Source organism: Glutamicibacter mishrai (assembly GCF_012221945.1).
Lineage (GTDB): Bacteria > Actinomycetota > Actinomycetes > Actinomycetales > Micrococcaceae > Glutamicibacter > Glutamicibacter mishrai.
In genome coordinates this window covers 1,928,225-1,944,315 of record NZ_CP032549.1, presented here as the reverse complement: position 1 = coordinate 1,944,315, position 16,091 = coordinate 1,928,225, and the positions used below count along the sequence as shown (strand labels likewise).

The 16,091-nt window shown below is 61.2% G+C and carries 16 protein-coding genes; 11 read left to right on the top strand and 5 right to left on the bottom strand.

The window, feature by feature from the left end; translation table 11 throughout:
- Window position 1: 1 nt before the first annotated feature.
- Window positions 2-502 carry a tripartite tricarboxylate transporter TctB family protein gene (locus D3791_RS09170; RefSeq protein WP_246241975.1) on the bottom strand — a complete coding sequence of 167 codons (501 nt, stop codon included), beginning with the start codon at window positions 500-502 and terminating at the stop codon, window positions 2-4.
- Between the two features lie 138 nt (window positions 503-640).
- Between D3791_RS09170 and D3791_RS09165 the strand changes: the two genes are divergently transcribed.
- The 6 genes from D3791_RS09165 (at window position 641) to D3791_RS09140 (ending at window position 5,689) form a co-directional block, all read left to right on the top strand.
- Complete coding sequence (locus D3791_RS09165; RefSeq protein ID WP_246241972.1) at window positions 641-1,420, top strand: IclR family transcriptional regulator; 780 nt, start codon at window positions 641-643, stop codon at window positions 1,418-1,420.
- Window positions 1,421-1,656: 236 nt separating this feature from the next.
- A complete protein-coding gene (locus D3791_RS09160) occupies window positions 1,657-2,280 on the top strand; it encodes an RraA family protein (RefSeq protein WP_172511975.1) in 624 nt (207 codons plus the stop codon).
- A 19-nt stretch (window positions 2,281-2,299) separates the two neighbouring features.
- On the top strand, window positions 2,300-3,076 hold the full coding sequence (locus tag D3791_RS09155) for an NAD(P)-dependent oxidoreductase (RefSeq protein WP_172511974.1): 777 nt from the start codon (window positions 2,300-2,302) through the stop codon (window positions 3,074-3,076).
- A 33-nt stretch (window positions 3,077-3,109) separates the two neighbouring features.
- Window positions 3,110-4,447: a TRAP transporter large permease subunit gene (locus tag D3791_RS09150; protein ID WP_172511973.1), complete on the top strand. Its 1,338-nt coding sequence runs from the start codon at window positions 3,110-3,112 to the stop codon at window positions 4,445-4,447.
- Between the two features lie 16 nt (window positions 4,448-4,463).
- The gene (locus tag D3791_RS09145) at window positions 4,464-4,712 is read left to right on the top strand and encodes a hypothetical protein (RefSeq protein WP_172511972.1); all 249 of its coding nucleotides are present in this window, start codon (window positions 4,464-4,466) and stop codon (window positions 4,710-4,712) included.
- Window positions 4,709-5,689, top strand: coding sequence for a cyclase family protein (locus D3791_RS09140; protein WP_172511971.1), 981 nt, complete (start codon window positions 4,709-4,711; stop codon window positions 5,687-5,689). The genes D3791_RS09145 and D3791_RS09140 overlap by 4 nt, the downstream gene beginning before the upstream one ends.
- Here D3791_RS09140 and D3791_RS09135 read toward each other — a convergent pair.
- Entirely contained in the window at window positions 5,686-6,903 is a 1,218-nt protein-coding gene (locus D3791_RS09135) for an NADP-dependent isocitrate dehydrogenase (protein WP_172511970.1), read from the bottom strand. The two genes, D3791_RS09140 and D3791_RS09135, sit on opposite strands and share 4 nt — an antisense overlap.
- Window positions 6,900-9,548 (bottom strand): aconitate hydratase AcnA, encoded by a 2,649-nt coding sequence (gene acnA, locus D3791_RS09130; protein WP_172511969.1) that lies wholly within the window; start codon window positions 9,546-9,548, stop codon window positions 6,900-6,902. The genes D3791_RS09135 and acnA overlap by 4 nt, the downstream gene beginning before the upstream one ends.
- A 147-nt stretch (window positions 9,549-9,695) precedes the next feature.
- Between acnA and D3791_RS09125 the strand changes: the two genes are divergently transcribed.
- The 5 genes from D3791_RS09125 (at window position 9,696) to D3791_RS09105 (ending at window position 13,899) form a co-directional block, all read left to right on the top strand.
- Complete coding sequence (locus D3791_RS09125) at window positions 9,696-10,355, top strand: GntR family transcriptional regulator (RefSeq protein ID WP_246241969.1); 660 nt, start codon at window positions 9,696-9,698, stop codon at window positions 10,353-10,355.
- A 163-nt stretch (window positions 10,356-10,518) separates the two neighbouring features.
- Complete coding sequence (locus D3791_RS09120) at window positions 10,519-11,517, top strand: tripartite tricarboxylate transporter substrate binding protein (RefSeq protein ID WP_172511967.1); 999 nt, start codon at window positions 10,519-10,521, stop codon at window positions 11,515-11,517.
- Window positions 11,518-11,538: 21 nt separating this feature from the next.
- Window positions 11,539-11,916: a universal stress protein gene (locus D3791_RS09115; protein ID WP_172511966.1), complete on the top strand. Its 378-nt coding sequence runs from the start codon at window positions 11,539-11,541 to the stop codon at window positions 11,914-11,916.
- Entirely contained in the window at window positions 11,906-12,394 is a 489-nt protein-coding gene (locus tag D3791_RS09110; RefSeq protein WP_216847340.1) for a tripartite tricarboxylate transporter TctB family protein, read from the top strand. The genes D3791_RS09115 and D3791_RS09110 overlap by 11 nt, the downstream gene beginning before the upstream one ends.
- Window positions 12,394-13,899, top strand: coding sequence for a tripartite tricarboxylate transporter permease (locus D3791_RS09105; protein ID WP_172511964.1), 1,506 nt, complete (start codon window positions 12,394-12,396; stop codon window positions 13,897-13,899). The genes D3791_RS09110 and D3791_RS09105 overlap by 1 nt, the downstream gene beginning before the upstream one ends.
- An 81-nt stretch (window positions 13,900-13,980) precedes the next feature.
- Here D3791_RS09105 and D3791_RS09100 read toward each other — a convergent pair whose 3' ends face one another.
- On the bottom strand, window positions 13,981-14,391 hold the full coding sequence (locus D3791_RS09100) for a hypothetical protein (RefSeq protein WP_172511963.1): 411 nt from the start codon (window positions 14,389-14,391) through the stop codon (window positions 13,981-13,983).
- A 2-nt stretch (window positions 14,392-14,393) separates the two neighbouring features.
- Entirely contained in the window at window positions 14,394-15,137 is a 744-nt protein-coding gene (locus tag D3791_RS09095) for a hypothetical protein (RefSeq protein WP_172511962.1), read from the bottom strand.
- Window positions 15,138-16,091: the final 954 nt, after the last annotated feature.

The window sequence follows — 16,091 nt, the reverse complement described above, 5'->3', positions numbered from 1 at the left end:
ATCAAAGTCCAATCATGCTCAACGGCGGCACCGTTGCCACCGGCAGAGAGACGTGCAGGACGGCCGTAAACAGGTAAAAGACCCCGACGCTCCCGCAAAGAGAAATGATGACGGCCTTCACCCATCCGATCCGCGCCCGGAAGCTGAGGTGGTACATGAGGAAGATGAAGACGCTGAGCTGGAAGCCGAGGAATGGCAAAGCGGCCGCCAGAATCACCAGGCTGAGGACAACGGCCCATATCTGGGCACTGTCAAAGGCTTCTGCGCCTGCATCTTCGGTTGGCTTGGCGCGTTCCTGCACAAACCAGAGCACGACGAGAACCATCAGGAAAATGCCAAGAACTGCTGGAAAGAAGCCGGCACCCGGACCGAGGCTGCTCCAGAGTCCAAGGCTTAATGAACCCAGCAGCGCGTACAAGCCTACGAGTGCGATGACAGCCTGGCCGATGAGGATCGGCCATCGTCCAGCTGGAACCCGCCTCCCCGTTGCATCGTTCGACACAGCTTCCTCCAATTGCATAGTTTGTTCGTAAATTTCATACAGTAAAATTATCTAGCGTTCCATGAAATAGTGACATGGGGCACAAGAGGTCGTCAAGCAAGTGCATCAAATTACAAATTAATTGCATAGAATGAAATCATGGCGGCAGAAAAAGAGAAGTCCGAAGCACCCAACGGCATGCGGTCGTTGACCCGAGCGATAGCCGTATTCGAGCAGATCCAGCGCTACGAGCATCCGCGTCGCCTCAGCACTATCGCCGCCGACATGGGCATGAGCTCGCCTACGACCCTGCGCATCCTGCGGGTGCTCCAGGAAGCCGGCCTCGTCAGCCAGACCGACAAGAGCTACCGCCTGGGTCCAGCGGTTCTTCCCGCGGCCCGCGTCTTCCTCGAAAACGACCCGCTGCCCCGGGTCGCCCAGCCGATCCTCCAGCAGCTGTCCCAGGCCACGAAGCTAACGGCTTCGCTTTATACCCGACTGGGCAGCGAGCGAGTCCTGGTCGAACGCGTCGTGGGCGAAAGCTCGCTGGGCTACAACCTGCCCCAGGGCAGGCGCCTGCCGCTTACCGCCGGCGCAGCCGGACGCATCTTCCTGCTCGGTGCCGACGACGATGAGCTCACGCAGATTGCCGAAACCTCCCGGCACCTGCATTACGAAAACGAGGACTTCGACCTCAAGGCCATCAAGGCCCGCGCCCCGATGGCGGACGCCAGCTATGCCATCTCCGAAGACGAGCGCGCGCTTGGCATCATCTCGATCGCCGCCGCCATCCCTTCGCGGCAAGGTCCGCCCACCGAAGCCCTCTCGCTGACCGGCCCGATCCACACGGTCACCCGCGAAACCCTTGAGGCCCGCGCCCCGGAGCTCCTCCAAGCTGCCCGCAGACTCTCGGATCTCCTGGCGAGCAGCGTCTACTAAAGGCCGCCACCACCTAAACAGGCGCGTGATACACGCGCCTGTTTTTGCGCGCCCTGAATTTCCAGCGCCCTCCGCGTTGGGCGGGAAATATGCCTTCCTGCGCCTTGACACTGTGACGCAGCCCATGTCATGATTCCGTACATCATCAATTAATTGCGTAGTGTGAAACTATAGAACGTCTAATGAAATTTATTCAAAAGTTTCACGCTCGCCCCAGCATTTGGGATAGGTGCCCCATGAATCAATCGACGCAGCCTCTTCTCGTCGCGCAATCCGTTATCGATCGACTCGCTGCGCTTCCCGCCGCCAACATCGGCGACGCCATGCAGCGCCTAGGCATTGCTTCAGCGCAAATCCAGGCAGTCTGGGAAGGCGCCAAGATTTCCGGACCTGCCTACACCGTTTGGGTGGCTCCGGGTGACAACGCCGGAATCCACGAAGCGCTCAAACATGTTCAGCCCGGAGAAGTCATCGTCGTCAACGGCGGCGGCTACACCGATCGAGCGCTGCTTGGAGAGCTCATCGGCGAGCGCGCGATTTCCAAGGGCGTGGCCGGATTCGCTGTCGACGGAGCGGTCCGTGATGCCGTGGATCTCGGCGAAATCAATCTTCCGGTCTTCGCCCGAGCCACCAGCCCCGCCGGCCCCTACAAGAATGGCCCCTTCGAAGTGAACGGAACGATCGCTTTCGGCGGGGTTGCCGTCTCGCCAGGCGACATTGTCATCGGCGATTCCGATGGCCTGGTCATCATTCCGGCAGAGCGCGCCGAAGACATCGCCACCGCCGCTGAAGCCGTGAATCTCGATGAGTCCCAGCGCCGCACCGCCATTCTCGCCAGCCGCAAACTCTCCCACTCCTGACAATCAAAGGCCCCACACTATGAAATGTGCACTTATCGGACTCGGTGAAGTCGGACAGATCTATGCCGCCGCGCTGCTCGACGCAGGACACGAAATCATCGGCTACGACCCGTTCATCACCACCGCCCCGCCAGGGGCCGTGCTGGCCCAATCGGCGGCGGAAGCAGCCAGGGAAGCCGACATGGTCCTGGTCCTCACCGGCGCCGGCGCTGCGCCCAAGGTAGCCGAAGAATGCCTGCCGGTGATGAAGCCAGGTGCCGGCTACGCCGACCTGACCAGCTCATCCCCCAAGACCATGGAAGAACTCGGCTCCACCGCGGGCGAAGCCAACTTCATCGATGTAGCCATCCTCGGCCCCGTCATTGCCCAGGGAGCGAAGACCCCCTTGATGGCCAGCGGCCGCGGAGCGCAGGACTTTGCCGCTCTGCTCCACTCCGTAGGGGCATCGGTCCAGATCGTTGATGGCGGGCCGGGCAGCGCCATGGCCCATAAGCTGCTGCGCAGCGTCTTCACCAAGGGCCTGGCCTCTGTGGTGATTGAAGCGGTGCGCGCCGGTGCTGCCGCCGGGCTGGAACCATGGATCCGCGAAGAAATCTCCAAGACGCTGGCCGGCGACGGGCAGGCAACCATCGATCGCTTCCTGACGGGCACCGCCAAGCATGCAGTACGCCGTGCGGCGGAAATGCGTTCCACCGGCGGATATCTGGAAGACCTGGGCGTCCCGCACGAAATGGCCGACGCCTCAGCCAGCGCCATGGAGCGCATGGCTATCGATAATAGGATGACAGCTGGCTAGCAGCGACGCTGGCAAGCTTTGGAAGGAAACAGCATGATTGGCATCTGGGCGCTGGGCGCCTACCTCGCGGTCATCATCATTTGGTCGGTGCTGATGCGCCGCAATGTCGGCGAAGCGATGATCCTCGGCTTCATCGTGGCGGCAGCGTTCAACGGCAGCCAGATGCTCTCAGCAGGATGGGGTGCGCTGTACGAGGCGCTCACCGATGAAATCGTTTATGCGACGGTGATCTTCGTTTTCATGGGCTATCTGCTGGAACGAGCCGGCGTCATGGAGCGGATGATCAATCTGCTGGATTCGCTGATCGGCGGCAGCAAGGGCGGCGCGGCCTATGTCTCCACGGTGTCCTCCGCCGGGCTGGGCAGCATCGTGCACAACCAGGCTGCCATCGCCGCGACGGTAGGCTCCATTACGATCCCGTGGATGGAACGCTCGAAGATCGACCGGCCGACCGCGGCCACCATCGTGGCTGGCAACGCGGGCATGGGCATCACCTTCCCGTTCAGCGCATCCATGTTTGTCCTGGTCGGCTCCTCCACCGTGGGCCCTCTGCTCTCGGCCAATGAACTATTGATCCCCTTGATTTTCGGCGGCCTATGGTGCGTGGCCCACCGGCTGGTCGTGACCTACCTGCTGGTTCGCCGCAGTGGCGCGCAAGCCACTGCCAAGGAGCAACGCCAAGCGCTATCGGTGGCCTTCAGGCAAGGATGGAGCACCCTGCTGCTCTTTGTCGGCGTCGCCATCCCGATGATCATCACCAGCGGCGCCATCGCCGAGGCATTAAGCAGCTACACCCAAACCAACGTGGCCAAGGCGATCAGCCCGATCTTCTGGATCCCTATCGCGCTGATCCTGATGGGCCTGCTGCTGGGATACCGCCAGCTGCCGCGCACCCTCAAGGCCTGGTCCGCCATGCTCGAAGATTCCATCCCCCGCTTCGGCATCGTCGGGGTGACCGTGCTATTCGCCTTCGCCGGCGCCAATGCGCTGGCCAGCACCGGATTGCCCGAGCAACTGACCGCCGTGTTGAACCAGCTATCGCTGCCGGTGTGGCTGCTGGCCCTGGTCATCGGGCTGATCGTCATTGCCGTAGCAGCTCCGCTCTCCTCGACCGCGACCATGGCGGCCGTGGGTACCGTGGGAGTGGCCGCACTGGTCGCCGCGGGAGTCCCGGCGCCGACCGCGGCAGTAGCAGTGCTTGTCTTCTCCTCCTGCGAAGCAGCAGTTCCGCCAGGTGGTGCGCCGTTGTATGTTGCCTGCGGCATCGCCGGGGTCAACCCCTACAGCACCTTCCGTCGCATGCTGCTGTTCTATGCACTACCGTTATTGGCCATTGGCGTGTTGATCGCGTCCGGAATCCTGCCGGTCTAACCCACGAGGAAGCACCATGTACCGACTGATACTTCGAAAAACCTTCGTCGCCTCGCTGGCGCTGGCCCTGTGCGGCGGAATCGTCTTTGTCCTGCTGCAGCTGGCCGGAATCGTCTTCGGCAGCGCAACATTGCTGACCGGACCCAACACCGTATTCAAGATGATCCTTTGCATCTGCGCATCCATCGCCTCGATCGCGGCCTTCCTATTACTCCATGTGGGTTCCACCCCGGTGAAATACGCGCAGGAAAAGAGCGCACGATGAGCGAGAAGAAAAGCTACCCCACTCGCGCGCAGCTCAAGCAGCGGCCGGGCCGGCTTGCCGGCACTTCTTGGGGCCTGTTCAGCTCTCCCTCTGCCGGCGCCCCCGATAAGATCGATGCGGCCAAGCGCGTGCAGGCCGCCACCTCGGTGCGGCTGGGGGAAACGTTCGGGCTGGATTACCCGATCAACGCCTTCTCGCCGGGAATGTCCAAAACCCGTGGCGCCCCGGAGCACCATATTTTCGGCAACCATCCGGCCCACCGCGATGACTATCTGGACAACTTCTACCTCCAGGGCTCATCGCAGATCGACGGGCTGCGCCACCGCCGTTCGGACGAGGTGGGCTTTTATAACGGCGTGCCCGACGAACAGATCATTGCCGGCACCGCAGAATTGGGCATCCAGTACTGGTCGGATCAACCCATCGTGACCCGAGGCCTGTTGCTTGACCTTGCCGGATACGTGGCCAGCTTGGGCCAGCAGCTCGACCATCAAGGCGGGCAGCAGCTCCCGTTCTCCTTGCTCCTGGAGGCCATGAACCACCAAGGAATCTCGGTGGAGCCCGGCGATGCGCTGATGGTCCACACCGGCTGGAGCGAATGGTTCCTGGCGCTATCCCCGGAGGAAAAATCCCGGCAGCGCGATAGCGGGAAAGCCACCGGATTGGCACAGTCCGAGCAGCTGCTGGACTGGGCGTGGGATTCGGGGCTGAGCATCCTGGCGGCCGACAACTTTGCCGTGGAGTGCCTGCCGCCTGTGGCCAACTCCCCGTTCCTTGACTCAGCGCCGAATGATCGGGGGATGATGCACCAGGAATTCCTGGCGAAGCTCGGCCTTCCGCTCGGCGAGCTATGGCGGTTGGGGCCGCTGGCCCGCCGCATGGGCCAGCTGGATCGCTGGGACTGCCTGCTGAGCATCAAGCCACTGAATCTCATCGGCGGCACCGGGTCGCCCGCCAACGCCACCGCGGTTCTTTAACGCCCAGCCCCCGTCATGCCCAGCTTGCCGGCCACCGCATCAATGAATTGGGCGGTCCCCACCGGGTGGCCGCCGGCCAAGCCAGCCAGGTCCGCGGTCATCACGCCATCGGCCACGGTCCCTCTGACCGCAGCGTCGATCGCTTCGGCCGCTTGGACCAGTTCGGCATTGGAGTCCAAGGTGCCACGATGCTCGAGGGCGCGGCTCCAGGCGGCAATGGTGGCCACGGGATTTGCCCTCAGCTCTTCGCCCTGGACCAATCTCTTGTAGTGGCGGGCCACGGTTCCGTGGGCCGCCTCGAACAAGCAGGTTTCACCGTCCTCCCCAGCCAGCACCGATGCCATCAAACCAGGTGAACCAAAGCCCTGGGCGACGATATCCGCTTGGACATCGCCGTCGTAGTTCTTCAGCGCCCACATGAATCCGCCAGGGCTCTTGATCGCAAAAGCCACCATGTCATCGATCAATCGATGTTCATAGCTGAGCCCCGCCTCGGCAAATAACTGTGCGAATTCCCCCTGGTAGATTCCCTGGAACGCTTCAACAAAAACACCGTCGTATTCCTTGAGCACGGTGTGCTTGGTGGAGAAATACAGGGGAAGCTTCAAACGCAAGGCCTGCCTGAAACATGCCCGCGCAAAAGCCCGGATGGAATCGGTGTTGTTGTACATGCCCAGGGCCACGCCGCCATCGGCTCCGAAGGTTGTGACCTCACGGACTATTGGCCCTGAACCATCGGCCGGGGTGAAACTCAGGGTAAGGCTTCCCGCGCCAGGTACCTTGAAGTCGGTTGCCTGGTATTGATCGGCGTTGGCATGCCGCGCAACAACAATCGGGGCCTTCCAGCCCGGCACGATCCGCGGCACCGATTCCAGCACGATCGGCTCCCGGAAGATCACGCCGTCCAATGCCTTGCGCAAGGTCGCGTTGGGCGATTTCCAGCGTTGGCTCAGCCCGAAGCTTGCCACCTGCGCTGCCGTGGGCGTGATGGTCGAGCACTTCACCGCCACCCGATGTTCCTTCACGGCTGCGGCCGCCTGCACGGTAATCGCATCGGCGGTCGCGTCCCTATTGGCCAGCGACAGGTCAAAACTTTGAATGTCGACGTCAACGAGGGGCTTGATAATCCGTTCGCGCACCATGGTGAACATCTCGTTGGCAGCCTCGTCGCCGCGGATTTCCACGATCACCCCGGGCTTCTTGGCATGGTTCATCGTGCAACTCCTCGGAATTGAGCCTGGGTTTTGGCTAGCAGGTGCGGAATGACTCCACCTGCTTTCAGCAACGTCAGATCCAGCTCTGTTTCAGCGGCCAGCCGGGCCTCGAATTCCAGGACTCCCCCACCGGAGAACTCGACCTTCACCGGTACTGCCCCGCGCACCGCCAAGGTGGAAGACGGGACCGAGATCCCGATCCAGTCATCGGCGGCAAGCTGCTGCAGCTGCGCTTTGACCTCCTGCGGAACCAGCAATGGCACCACTCCCATGCCAATGAGGTTGGAGCGGTGGATTCGCTCGAAGCTTCCGGCAAGCACCGCGCGCACCCCCAGCAGCCGTTGGACCTTGGCCGCCCAGTCGCGCGAGCTGCCGGTCCCATAGCGTTCTCCCGCGATGACCACGGTGCTTTGCCCCTGCTCCCGATACCTGTTGGCAGCTTCGGCCAGCGGGATCACGTCTCCGGTTCCGGCATGCACGGTATGGACCACCGGCAGGTTGGCACCGAGCTTGTTCTCCAGGTTCTTGGCGTGGAATCCACCGCGCACCATCACTTCAAAATTGCCGCGGCGCGAGGCAAAAACGTTGAGGTCATCGCGGTTCTCTCCGCGCGAGACGAGGTAGTCGGCCACGAGCGAATCGGCCGGGATCGCGCTGGCGGGGGAAATATGGTCCGTGGTGACATCATCGCCGAGCACCAGCAGCGGGTGCGCAACAAATGTCCCGAGTTGGCTGCCTTCACTAGCAGCGGCAAAAGGCGGGCGGCGCAGGATGTTGGAGTCTTCGTTCCAATGGAATTGGGCGCCGGTCGGCGCATCCAGCTTCGACCACAGGGGGCTGGTGGTGGCGATTTTGAAGTCGCGCGCGAAGTCCTGGGCATCATGCCCCCGCTCCCATGCCGCTTGGACTTCCTCACGCGTGGGCAGCAGGTCGGCAAGCTTCACCGGCGTACCGCCAGCTTGTTCCGGGGTGAATTCGTAGGTCAACAAGTCAACGTCGGCCCGGCCCACGAGCGCAAAAGCCACCACCAAAGGTGGCGAAACCAGGAAGCCCAGATCCAAGTCCGGGTGGATGCGGCCGGTAAAATTCCGGTTCCCCGAAAGGACCGCGACGGGTCTGATCGCGGCTTCCGCCAGCTCTTGGCTGATCGGTTCGCTCAGCGGCCCGGAGTTGCCGATGCAGGTGGTGCAGCCGAAGCCCACCACATCAAATCCGGCGTAGCCCAGGTCCTCCAGGAGCCCGGCCCGGCGCAGGTAGCTCATGGCTGCCGGCGACCCCGGTGCCAGCGAGGTCTTCACCCAGTGCGGAACCTTCAGCCCATACTCGCGTGCCTTGCGGGCGACCAGTCCGGCGGCGATCAGCAGTTTAGGATCGGTGGTATTGGTGCAGCTGGTGATCGCGGCCAGCGCGATGGCGAAGCGCGGCAATCCGCCAGCGTCATCTTCAACTCCGTCTGCCTCGCCCTCCAAGGCCTGCGGAATTTGCGATACCTCCATCAGATCCTGCGGACGGCGTGGTCCGGCGGCACTCAGCCGGACCTGGCCCAGATCCAGCTCCAGCACATCGGTGTATTCCGGCTGACCCTGCGGGTCGAACCACAGACCGGCCGCCTGATAGTAGTCCTGCACCAGTTGGATCTGCTCGCTCGCCCGACCGGTTTGCGCCAGGTAGTCAAGGACCTGCTGATCCACCGGGAAGTAGCCGGTGCTGGCCCCGTATTCCGGGGCCATATTCGCAACCACCGCGCGCTCTCCGGCCTTCAGCGTGCTCACGCCGGGGCCGAAGAACTCGACAAATTCGCCGCTGGCCCCTCGTTCGCGGATGATGTGGGTGATATTCAGCGCCAGGTCGGTGGCGGTGGCCCCGGCCGGCAATTGCCCGGTGAGCCGGAATCCGATGACGTCGGGGATGCGCAGGGTGGTGGGCAGGCCGAACATCACCGTCTGGGCTTCGAGCCCGCCAACACCCCAGCCCAGAACACCCAAGGCGTTGACCATCGGGGTGTGGGAATCGGTGCCGATCATCATGTCCGGCACGACCAGCGGATGCTCCAGGTTTTCCGAGCGCTCGATATCCAGATGCGCCACAGTTGCCAGCTGCTCCAGGTTCAGGGTGTGCATGATCCCTGTTCCCGGCGGGTTGACGTTAACCGTTTCCATGGATTGCTGCGCCCACTTCAGAAATTTGTAGCGTTCCTGGTTCCGCCGGTACTCATGTGCCAGATTGCGCGGTGCTGCATCATCACGCCCGTAGTCCTCGACGGCGAGAGAGTGGTCGATGGAGACCTCGACCTGCAATTGCGGGTTGAGCACGATCGGGTCGATACCGGCTTCGGCCAACGAGTCACGCATGGCGGCAATATCAACCAGGGCTGGGGTGCTGGTGGTGTCATGCATCAAGATCCGGTGCGGCCAGTATTCCAGTTCGGCTTCGGAGCGATGTTCGCGCAGCCAGTCCTTGAGGTTGGCTACTGTCCTGGCACCTTCGCCTGTGCTGGAGCGGCGCAAGGTATTTTCGGCCAGCAGCCTGAGCACGACGGGGAGCCGGCTGAATTCCGCGCCCAGGGCTGCCCGAAGATCCGTGGCTGAATAGCGCTGGCCGCCGGATTCGAATGTCGTGATGCGCGGTTGGCTTTGTGAAGGCATGCGCCTCTCCCCTCGTTTTTATAATTTATAAAATCGTACAACACGCATTCCCCCGACCCAAGGCTCTACCGGCTAACATTTATAAAAAGGACGTTGCACTCTATGAAATGTGCACCGCCGAAACCTGCACTTCGAAAGAGGCCACTCGTGAGCCAAGCTGCGCTGACCAAGAACGCCTACGCCTATCAAAGCGTCAGGGAGCTGATCATGAGCGGGGAACTGCTACCGGGCGAAGCCTTGGCGCAGTCGCAGCTTGCTGCAGACCTCGGCGTCAGCCTCACCCCCATGCGCGAGGCTTTGCGCAAGCTGGAAGCCGAAGGGCTGATCACCATCGACGCCCACCGCAACGCCAAGGTCGCGCCACTGACCGCCCAGGAAGCCACCGATCTCTTCCAGGTGCGCGAACGCCTTGACCCGATGGCTGCAACCTTGGCCGCAACCCACCGCACCGATGAGGACATCAGCCGGATGAAGGCCGCGGCCGAAAAGATGCGTCCATTGGCACCAAACCCCGATCTCGACGCGCTGGCTGCGCACCGCGAATTCCATCGCTCGATCTACACCGCCTCGCACAATGACCTGCTGATCAACATGCTCGAATCCCTGTGGGATAAGGCCGACCGCTACCGCCAGGTCGGACTGTCCGCCCGGCAGGATTCGGCCGCGGACAAAAAGCGCGTTGCCGCCGAGCATGAGCGCATCCTCAAGGCGGTCATCGCCGGCAATGCGGCCAAAGCCGAGGAAGAAATGACCAAGCACGTCCAAGGCAGCCTCGGCCGCCGGGCCATCGACGCACTGGCCCCGTAGGCCCAGCCCATCCCAAGACCCCCAGCGCCTTAGGCACTGGGGGTATTTTCATGCCCGCCACCCGCACCTTGACATGACTTGGGTCACAACTTAAGGTCGTTAACTATAATTTATAATTTGTAACATCCAACGGCGTCCCGGCATCGGGCGCGAAAGGATCACAATGACTCTTGATAGCACCCGCCTGCGGAAACCGCTTCGCGCCATGGCTATCCTGGCCGGCGCGGCAGTGGTCGCCGGGGCGGCCTTTAATGCGGCCAGCAGCGGCAGCGGCGATGACGCACGAGCCCAGCTGACCCTCATCGCTCCGGCAGGCGCCGGCGGCGGCTGGGATGGAGCGGCCCGCGAAGCCCAGCAGGCCATGCGAGCGCAATCCATCGTCAACAACGCCCAGGTCGTCAACATCCCCGGTGCCGGAGGCACCATCGGGCTGAATAAGTTCGCCGGCATGGAAGGCGAAAAATCCAGCCTCATGGTCATGGGCATTACGATGCTCGGCGCCATCAACATCAACGGCTCGGAAACCACCATCCAGGACGTCACCCCGATCGCTCGGATCACCGATGACTACGACGTCCTGGTGGTCCCCGCCGACTCGCCCTATGACTCGGTGGATGAATTGGTCGCCGACTGGGCCAAAGACCCCAACGCCTTCGCCTTCGGCGGCGGTTCGCTGGGCAGCGTCGACCAGATGATCATCACCCAGCTCGCCCAGCAAGCCGGCATCAAGCCCACCGCGGTGAACTACATCGCCTACTCCGGCGGCGGCGAGCTGGCCACCAGCCTGCTCAGCGGAACCATCAAGGCCTCGGTCTCCGGCTGGGTGGACTTCGCCGACCAGATCGAAGCCGGGAAACTCAAGGCCCTGGCCGTCTCGGCTCCCGAACCGGTCCCTGCCACCGGGGTGCCCACCCTGAAGGAATTGGGCTACGACATCGAGCTGACCAACTGGCGCGGCATCGTCGCCCCTCCGGGACTCAGCGACGAAAACATCAAAGAGCTCCAGCAGATCGTCACCGAAACCGTCCAAACCCCCGAATGGGCCGACGCCCTGGAACGCAACCAGTGGGCCGACACCTTCCTGACCGGCCCGGAGTTCGAGGAATTCCTCGAATCCGAACGGCAAAGCGTCGACGCCATCTGGAATGAGCTTGGCTACTAGCCACGAAAAATTGGAGAAACCATGACCATCCTGGTCGGATACACCCACACCGCCGAGGGCGCCGCCGCCCTGCGGCAGGGCCTCGCCGCCGCCGAACTGGTCCACACCGACGTGGCCCTCTTCCCGCTCTTCGCCCTCAACGGCGAAACCTGGCCAAGCCCGGAACTCGACTCGCAGCTGAAGGGCAAGGCCCGCTTCCTGCAGCCTGGCGCCAATTCGCCGCGCGCCGCCGATGAACTGATCGACCTAGGCAACGAGCTGGACGCGAAGCTGATCGTCATCGGCGTCCGCTCCCGCTCGCGGGTAGGGAAAATGCTCATGGGCTCCGACGCCCAAGCGGTGATCCTCGGGTCCAGCATCCCGGTGCTGAGCGTGAAGGCCGATGAAGATGAAAGCTAAGACCACCGGCCGCAGCGGTCTGATCCTGCCAGGCATCCTGGTGCTGCTGGGGATCTACCTGGCCGTCGGCATCATCACCATGGACGTGCCCGACGGGGCCAAGCAACCGGGGCCCACATTCTTCCCGATCCTGATCACCATCGCGATCTTCGTGATCGCGGCGCTATTAACAGTGCAGCTGATCCGCAACCCCGAGCCGGTCCCCGCCGATCGGCAGGGCTACCGCAGCTATTCGGACTGGAAAACCGTGGCCCTGGTCGCCGCCGGATTCCTGGCCTTCGCCCTGCTTTTGGTCCCCGCCGGATGGCTGATCAGCGCCAGCCTGCTGTTCTGGACCGTGGCCTTTGCCCTGGGCAGCAAGAACCGGGCCAGGGATCTGGGGATCGCACTGGTTTTCGCCTCGGTCATCCAGCTGGCCTTCGGCGCGGCACTCGGCTTGAACCTGCCTAGCGGCATCCTGGAAGGACTGATCGGCTAATGGAATCACTGAATCTGCTTCTTGAAGGCTTCGGCCAAGCACTGACCCCGATGAACCTGCTCTGGGTCTTCATCGGCGCCTTGCTGGGCACCGCCGTGGGCGTGCTGCCCGGCCTGGGGTCCTCCATGGCCGTGGCTTTGCTGCTGCCGATGACCTTCTCGCTGGACCCGGTCGGCGCGTTCATCATGTTCGCCGGCGTCTACTTCGGCGGGCTTTTCGGCGACTCCACCATGGGGATCTTGATGAATACCCCCGGCGGCTCCACCGCCATTGCCACCACCTTCGAGGGCCATCGCATGGCCAAGGACGGCCGGGCTCCGCAGGCGCTGGCCACCAGCGCGATCGGCGCCTTCATCGGCGGATTGATCGCCACCACCCTGGTGGTGTTCTTCGCCCCCAAGCTTGCGGAAGTCGCGGTGCTTTTCGGGCCGGCCGAATACTTCGCCCTCGCGGTCTTCGCCTTCATCGCCACCGCTTCGGTGGTTTCGGACTCGGCCCTGAAGGGCCTGGCCTCGCTGCTGGTCGGCTTGGCCTTGGCCGTGGTGGGCATCGATGGCATTTCCGGCGCCTCGCGCTTCACCGCGAATGTACCGCAGCTCTTTGACGGGGTGAGCATCATCGTGATCACCGTCGGCGTGCTGGCTCTGGGCGAAGTGCTGCATGTGGCCTCGCGGATCCACCGCGATGAGAAGCTGACCGCTATTTCCGTGTCGGGCCGCCCCTACCTTTCGCGCTCCGAAGTGCGCGAAGCGATTCCCGCGTGGCTGCGCGGCACCGCTTTTGGCGTGCCCTTCGGCGTGATCCCGGTGGGCGGCGCCGAGGTGCCGACCTTCCTGGCCTACGGCACCGAACGCCAGCTGGACCGCAAACGCCGCCACCCGAAGTTCGGCACCGGCGCGATCCGCGGCGTCGCCGCCCCGGAAGCCGCAGGCAATGCCACCAGCGGCACCGCCATGGGCGCGCTGCTGGCCCTGGGCCTTCCCACCTCGGCGACGGCCGCCATCATGCTGGCAGCTTTCCAGCAGTATGGCCTGCAGCCGGGCCCGATGCTTTTCGAGCGCAATGCCGATCTGGTCTGGGCGCTGCTGGCCAGCCTCTTTGTCGGCCTGGTGATGCTGTTGGTGTTGAATCTGCCCTTTGCGCCACTGTGGGCCAAGCTGCTGCTGATTCCCAAGCCGCACCTGTTCGCCGGCATCACGGTGTTCTGCGGGTTGGGCGTGTACGCCACCGGAGCCTCGGTGATCGACCTGCTGCTGGTGCTGGTGATCGGATTTGTCGCGTTTTTGATGCGCCGCTATGGCTACCCGCTGGCGCCGGTGATGATCGGTGTGGTGCTTGGCCCGCTGGCCGAAACCAGCCTGCGCAATGCGCTGATGTCCAGCGGCGGCGAGCTGTCGATCCTGCTCGGCTCGGGCATCACCATCACCCTGTACGCGCTATTGGCGCTGATGATCGGCTACACCCTGTGGCGCCGGGTTGCTTCCCGACGCCGACAGGACGTCTAAGTACCGGATCAGCTCAAAGAGGAACCCAAAAGTTCCGCACTTCTCACGTTAAGGACGGCCTTGCTCCTCTCCCACTACTATCTAGTTCTCCACGCCTTCCGCGTACAAAGAACTGACAGCTTGAAGCATCGCCTGGTAGTTCTCTTCAGGAAGCGGCGCTTTACTCCTGACGCGTTTATACACTTCGGAATTCAACTCAGCCCAGAAATTCTCGGAACCATGTGGCTTCTGAAAATACCATTCCCACTCCAGAAAATTCTCCGCGTACCTGATGTCCGCGGTGTCTTCCACATAAGAAGAAATAGCATCATCAACGATGTCGCGGGCATCGACATCCTCAGCAGCTCGCGGTACACGAACAATCTTGGACAATCGCCCTGACTCTTGCAGACTCACAAGTGCCAAGTATCCCCAACCATTCTCACTAGCAAGCTCCCAACCGTCAGGAGCAACATCAACTTCTTGAACTTCGTCAATATGCAGAGTCTTCATGGTTAAGGAACGTAGCACCTATCATCCGCATTTCCATAGCAGTTGAATGTGCCGGTATCGAATCCTGCCGCCGTGTACTGCGAATAGCCCCTAGGAGTGAACTTTGTACGGAATATTCCGTAATAGTTATTGCTGTTTCTCAAATAGTTCCCGTAGATCTTCTTCTGTGTGCGAGGAACTCCAGAATTGATCGTCACGGAAGAAAGCTTGTGGGTACCGCAGATATTTGGGGAGAGAGCCCCGCGTTTCTCCAAGCATGTAAGTTTCGAGTCAGTGAAGTTTAGTGAAGGCCCAGAATCCCATACGCGCGTCACAGTCCACTGTGCTTGGCGCCCATTGAGGTAGGTTCGAACAACCAAGTCATATTGGCCGATAGTCTTTGATCCGCTACCATAAACAGCATTTCTCTTGACTTCATAAATGTAGTCATTGATTTTGCGCTTACAAGATGCGCCGTTTTCACACCATGTGTCCTCGTGACTTCCACCCTTAGCCGGCTGTGCAATCGCCCCTAGATAGCTCTGCTTGGTAGGAATCTCAATAAACTCATTTACCTGTACACCCTTGCCATCCACATTAATGCTCAGGCCTTCAGGTTCACACACCCACTTCTTGGCCTTGGACTTGACAGCTTTCTGCACACAAGGCTCTAACGCAGCAGAGTATGAAGGTTGGGAATTCTTCTCGGTTGCAGCTGATGCAGGGGTAGCAACAAGCGAAGAAGCGGTCAGGATTACAGCAGACAAAACGGAGAAAATCTTCCCACTACGTCTACAGAAAGATCCACTTTTCAAGATGATTGAACTTCCTTCATGGCATCCTCAAATGAAGAGGAAACGAAAAACGATGTAATGAAGTGCTACGGACAATAGCAGCACGGTCCCTCGCGACAAGCTGAGAGAAAAGCTTTAACCCCATAAAGCCCAACTGTCGATCATAAAACGTCGGTGCGAGTAGACGTTTTATTCTCTTGGTGCAGAAGAACGCCCCAACTGTCCGAAAAATGCAAAATTGTCATTAGTTTCATAACGCAATGGAAAAATTTAATCAGTCATGGGTTTTGCACAGGAAAATTCTGCACTCCACGGTTAAGGCGAACCCTAACTGTTATTGCTGCACCTCGGACAATCAGAAGTTACAATGACAGCACCTTAATTTATTCCAAAACCGATCGATCACAAGCGAACCCAGGGCGCACTACTCGCTGAGTATCGGAATCACGTGGCGTCGAAATTCTCTACAGAACTCAATGCGCCAAGGCCAAAAATACACGTTCTTCATGGCCCTCGACAAGCATCAAAACGCTAGCCAAGCGGTCCGCGAACCAAGCTTCCCAAACCACACAATCTGCCAGCGGGCGATCAGAGCCCGTGCGAATTTCCCGCAACCTCGAGCTAGAAAACGTTAAGAGTTCCTGTGCCCGTGTGCCCAAAGTATGCGTCGTTGACAAGCCGTCAGACAAGTTGGCATCCATTGAGAATTCGTCCGACGCAGGAAAACCGCAATCGAAACCGCCGAAGCAAACGAGTCTACTCTGACGGTCCAGAGGATTTGAAGGAAGTGGCTCCGTTGCTCAATGGGCTCCAATGCAAAACGCTCGGCTGGAAGATTCCAGTCGAGCGTATGCATGAACTATTATCGAGGCCTAGATCGCCGGCGTTGCGACGAACGCCAGACCCCGTCTGTGCGGGATTTTGGTT

Coding starts and splice junctions, on each gene's coding strand:
- D3791_RS09165 (WP_246241972.1), top strand. CDS start 641: ATGGCGGCAGAAAAAGAGAAGTCCGAAGCACCCAACGGCATGCGGTCG.
- D3791_RS09160 (WP_172511975.1), top strand. CDS start 1,657: ATGAATCAATCGACGCAGCCTCTTCTCGTCGCGCAATCCGTTATCGAT.
- D3791_RS09155 (WP_172511974.1), top strand. CDS start 2,300: ATGAAATGTGCACTTATCGGACTCGGTGAAGTCGGACAGATCTATGCC.
- D3791_RS09150 (WP_172511973.1), top strand. CDS start 3,110: ATGATTGGCATCTGGGCGCTGGGCGCCTACCTCGCGGTCATCATCATT.
- D3791_RS09145 (WP_172511972.1), top strand. CDS start 4,464: ATGTACCGACTGATACTTCGAAAAACCTTCGTCGCCTCGCTGGCGCTG.
- D3791_RS09140 (WP_172511971.1), top strand. CDS start 4,709: ATGAGCGAGAAGAAAAGCTACCCCACTCGCGCGCAGCTCAAGCAGCGG.
- D3791_RS09135 (WP_172511970.1), bottom strand. CDS start 6,903: ATGAACCATGCCAAGAAGCCCGGGGTGATCGTGGAAATCCGCGGCGAC.
- acnA (WP_172511969.1), bottom strand. CDS start 9,548: ATGCCTTCACAAAGCCAACCGCGCATCACGACATTCGAATCCGGCGGC.
- D3791_RS09120 (WP_172511967.1), top strand. CDS start 10,519: ATGACTCTTGATAGCACCCGCCTGCGGAAACCGCTTCGCGCCATGGCT.
- D3791_RS09115 (WP_172511966.1), top strand. CDS start 11,539: ATGACCATCCTGGTCGGATACACCCACACCGCCGAGGGCGCCGCCGCC.
- D3791_RS09110 (WP_216847340.1), top strand. CDS start 11,906: ATGAAAGCTAAGACCACCGGCCGCAGCGGTCTGATCCTGCCAGGCATC.
- D3791_RS09105 (WP_172511964.1), top strand. CDS start 12,394: ATGGAATCACTGAATCTGCTTCTTGAAGGCTTCGGCCAAGCACTGACC.
- D3791_RS09100 (WP_172511963.1), bottom strand. CDS start 14,391: ATGAAGACTCTGCATATTGACGAAGTTCAAGAAGTTGATGTTGCTCCT.